Raw genomic sequence first — 3789 nt, 5'->3', positions numbered from 1 at the left:
GCGCAGCGGTGGGAGATCGAGAACACCTTCGACGTGCTCAAAACCCATCAGCGTGGGGCGCGGGCGGTGTTGCGGTCGCAATCGCCGGATCTGGTCCTGCAGGAGATCTGGGGACACCTGTGTTGTCACTACGCGATCCGCACCCTGATGGTCGATGCCGCGCTCGCCGGCGGGCACGATCCGGACCGATTGTCCTTCGTTGCCGCGTTGCGCATCACCCGCAGAGCGCTGTCGCACAGCGCTTTTCCCCCCTCACGACCGTAACGCTGTCGCGGTGTTGTGGCGGTGCGCCATCGACAGGCTCCTGCATCGTCTCAACCCGGTTCGCCGACCGCGATCCAACCCGCGTGTGGTCAAACGCAAAGTCCTCAAGTGGGCAGCCAAACGCTCACACCACCAACATCATCCGCAGCCCACGCACACGGCGGTATGCACAGTGCTTCCGACTAACTGAACCGCATTGGAACTAGCCCTGCTGTGGGTGGCCGACCAGGTGGATGCCGCCCTCGCGAAATACCGGGCGGCGAACCAGATCACCGACACGTGGGAGGCCCGGGAGCGGGTGGTGGTTGCGGTGACGGGTGGACCCGAATCGGAAACGTTGGTACGGCGGGCGAGCCGCATCGCGTCGCGTTCGAGTGCCGAGCTGATCGTCGTGCACGTGGTGCGCGGTGACGGCCGGGCCGGGGTTTCCGCGCCGGAAATGGGCAAGGTCCGGGCCCTCGCCGCGAGTATCGGGGCGAGTCTGCACAGTGTGGTCGGTGACGACGTACCGGCGACGCTGCTCGACTTCGCCCGGGCCGCCAACGCCACCCAGTTGGTGCTCGGGACGTCGCGGCGATCGCGGTGGGCGCGGATCGTCGACGAGGGGATCGGTGCGAGCGTCGTGCAGCAGTCCGGGTCGATCGACGTGCACCTGGTGACGCACGAGGAGGCCGGCCGCCCGCGGCGGGTCCCGCCGGTGGGGTCGCGGTCGCGGACGGTGACGGCGTGGCTGGCGGCCGTGCTCGTCCCCGGTGCCGCCGCCGTGGTGATGAGTCTGGTGGACCGCTGGTTCGGTGTCGGCGGCGAAGGCGCACTGTTCTTCATCGTCGTCCTCGTCGTGTCGTTGTTCGGCGGTGTCGCCCCGGCGGCCCTGTCCGCGCTCGTCTCGGGTCTGCTCCTGAACTACTTCTTCACCGCGCCGGTGCATAGTTTCACGATCGCCGAACCGGACAACTTCATCATCACGGTGGTGCTGCTGGTGGTGGCCGTCGCCGTCGCCGTACTGGTGGATTCGGCCGCCCAGCGCACGAGGGAGGCGCGCAGGGCATCGCAGGAAGCCGAACTGCTTGCGCTGTTCGCCGGGTCGGTGCTCCGAGGCGCGGACCTCGCAGCACTGCTCGAGAAAGTCCGCGTGACCTACGGTCAGGATTCGGTGAGCATGCTCTCGGAGGAAAATGGGCTGATCAGCTCGGCGGGGCCGAATCCAGCGACGACCAACGACGCCGCGGACACTGTGTGCGAAGTGAATGAGGGCGAGTACACGCTTGCCCTGCGCGGCTCCCAGGTGCGCGCGCGGGACCGGCGGGTTCTTCTCGCGGTGGCGAACCAGGCGGTGGGATTGATTCGGCAGAGCAAGCTCGCCCAGGAAGCCGGTGAGGCGCGGACGGTCGCGGAGTCCGACCGGCTGAGGCGATCCCTGCTGTCCGCGGTCAGTCACGACCTGCGCACACCACTGGCCGCCGTCAAGGCGGCGGCCTCGAGCCTGCGCAGCGACGATGTCGACTTCCCCCCGGAAGACACCGCCGAGCTGCTGGCGACGATCGAGGAATCGGCCGACGCGCTGACCGCGCTGGTCGACAACCTGCTTGATTCCTCTCGGCTCGCGGCCGGGGTGGTGACGCCCACGCTGCGGCCGGTGTACCTCGACGAGGTCGTCCACGCGGCGCTGATGGGACTGGGGATCGGCGGGCGGACCGGAACCCGAGTCCGCGAACGCGTACAGGTCGACGTCGGTACGGTCGCCGCCATGGCCGATGCCGGCCTACTCGAGCGGGTGATCGCGAACCTCGTGGACAACGCCCTCCGCTACGGCGGAGACTCACCGGTCCGTGTGGGCGCCGGGGCCGTGAGCGCGCGCACCCTGATCACCGTGGCCGACACCGGACCGGGAATACCGCAAGGACAAGCCGAGCGGCTGTTCGCGCCGTTCCAACGATCCGGCGACCGGGACACGACAACCGGAGTAGGGCTCGGCCTGTCGGTCGTGCGAGGCTTCGTCGAAGCGATGGGCGGCAGCATTTCCGCCACCGACACCCCGGGCGGCGGACTCACCATGGTCGTCGAGCTGGCCGGTGCGGAAACAGGCCCGGCATGACCCGCGTACTCGTCGTCGACGACGAACCACAGATCCTTCGTGCCCTACGCATCAATCTGAATGTGCGCGGGTACGATGTGGTGACCGCCGATTCGGGCGCGGCCGCGTTGCGGGCCGCCGCCGAACGACACCCGGACGTGATCCTGCTCGACCTCGGACTCCCCGACATGGACGGCACCGAGGTGCTGGCCGGCCTCCGCGGGTGGTGCGCCGCACCCGTGATCGTGCTCTCCGCGCGCACCGACTCGGCCGACAAGGTCGACGCCCTCGACGCAGGCGCCGACGACTACGTCACCAAGCCGTTCGGAATGGACGAGCTCCTCGCGCGTGTGCGTGCTGCCGCACGACGCGCGGTCACCGCAACCGACACGAGCGAGCCCATGGTGGTGACGGATTCGTTCACCGTCGACCTCACCGCCAAGACCGTCCGCCGAGGTGAGACGGAGGTGCACCTCACCCCCACCGAATGGGGAATGCTGGAAATGCTGGTGCGAAACAAAGGCAAACTCGTCGGCCAGAAAGAGCTGCTGCGGGAGGTGTGGGGACCGGCCTACGCCACCGAAACCCACTATCTGCGAGTATATTTGGCGCAACTGCGCCGCAAACTCGAGGACGATCCATCGAATCCCCGGCATCTGATCACCGAGGCCGGCATGGGATACCGGTTCCAGGCATGACTTGTCGGCGTATCAGCCGGGCCGAAGATCCCCTGCACGCGCAATTGGCGGCATCCGGACCGGGAAGGCACCCCGGGCCATGCCACGTGCAGACAAGTTGCCGATGTCAGTGCAAGCGGCTTCTGCACAAGGAACCTCAGGAGAGGACAGCACACCTTTGTGAATGTCCTCGAATCCGTGCAGCCGCCTTCTGAAACTGACAGTGCCGGTGCGGACGGTCCGCAGGACGGTGAGGGCGTAGGCGAACGTCGCGAGAAACAGTGCCAACGTGCGTTGCACGAATCGGTCCCGCGCAAAGGTTCGCAGCAGGCGCGGCGAGAACTGGCTACTGGCCAGTTGCAGTGTCACCAGCGTCAGCGAGAACGTCAAGGAGGTCACGGTGATCAATGACCCCGCGACGGCACCGAGGACTTCCCGCGCCGCATCCGGTCCACCGCCGAACAACACGGTGGACAACGGCGGCGGGAGCGAGTCGTCGATGGCGGCGTCGAGGTGCGTCGTTCCGACGCCCGCGGCGATCGCGGCGATCACCCCCAGTGTCGGGACCGGCCACAGGCGGGTGCGTAGGGCGTTGGCGATCAGGGCTCGCCGACGACGGATAGGTTCCGGGGCCTTCATCAGGGACCTCCCCTCAGGGGCGTACAGGACGCCCGCCGCGGTCAGGGTCCCGTTGGCGGAACGTCGGAGAAGGCGTCGAACTAAGCCTGGATGCACCGATCGGCTGATGGCGTTGTTGTGAGTTTGGTTGTCCGG

At 67.6% G+C, this 3789-nt stretch carries 1 protein-coding gene and 3 pseudogenes; 3 read left to right on the top strand and 1 reads right to left on the bottom strand.

Annotation, left to right across the window (positions count from 1 at the left end; translation table 11 throughout):
- The 3 genes and pseudogenes from WAW17_RS25340 to WAW17_RS25330 all read left to right on the top strand — a co-directional run.
- Positions 1–264 (top strand): annotated as a pseudogene (locus WAW17_RS25340) (IS4 family transposase); the annotation flags it as partial.
- Positions 265–454: 190 nt separating this feature from the next.
- Positions 455–2359: pseudogene (locus tag WAW17_RS25335) on the top strand (ATP-binding protein); the annotation flags it as partial.
- On the top strand, positions 2356–3036 hold the full coding sequence (locus WAW17_RS25330; RefSeq protein ID WP_422335634.1) for a response regulator: 681 nt from the start codon (positions 2356–2358) through the stop codon (positions 3034–3036). The pseudogene WAW17_RS25335 and the gene WAW17_RS25330, both read left to right, overlap by 4 nt.
- A 201-nt stretch (positions 3037–3237) precedes the next feature.
- Here WAW17_RS25330 and WAW17_RS25325 read toward each other — a convergent pair.
- Positions 3238–3654 (bottom strand): annotated as a pseudogene (locus tag WAW17_RS25325) (DUF2254 family protein); the annotation flags it as partial.
- Between the last annotated feature and the right edge of the window lie 135 nt (positions 3655–3789).

The sequence above is a fragment of the Rhodococcus sp. (in: high G+C Gram-positive bacteria) genome (genome assembly GCF_049286785.1).
Taxonomy (GTDB): domain Bacteria; phylum Actinomycetota; class Actinomycetes; order Mycobacteriales; family Mycobacteriaceae; genus Rhodococcus_F.
This window is presented reverse-complemented; position numbering and strand designations above follow the sequence as displayed.